This window comes from Marinobacterium sedimentorum (assembly GCF_024267675.1).
GTDB lineage: Bacteria > Pseudomonadota > Gammaproteobacteria > Pseudomonadales > Balneatricaceae > Marinobacterium_A > Marinobacterium_A sedimentorum.
Genome location: NZ_JALDYX010000122.1, coordinates 1 through 271 on the forward strand (window position 1 = coordinate 1; position 271 = coordinate 271).

The following is a 271-nucleotide window of genomic DNA, read 5'->3' on the forward strand; positions in this document are numbered from 1 at the left end:
CTTCTACTCACGGCGCGCTTAAACTATCAAGTTCACAAGTACGCCATACCGGCCTTGGCCAGACCTTTATTGGGGCTTGGAATGACAAAGGTTCACGTTGTTCCTTTATCGCCGACGTTCTCGACCATGCTTTTAAACCAGTAGTTTGGAATTCTGAAATTCAAACTGCACTATGGAGCAAACTTGTTATTAACTGCGCCATAAACCCATTAACAGCTATCAACAACTGTCAAAATGGTGGACTGGCTCATAAAGATTATCAGCAACAGAT

At 43.2% G+C, this 271-nt stretch carries 1 protein-coding gene; it reads left to right on the plus strand.

All coding sequences use genetic code 11. The features are described from left to right. Nucleotides 1–271 (plus strand): ketopantoate reductase C-terminal domain-containing protein (locus tag MRS74_RS23620; protein WP_306422031.1); only part of this gene is annotated, 271 nt, incomplete at both ends.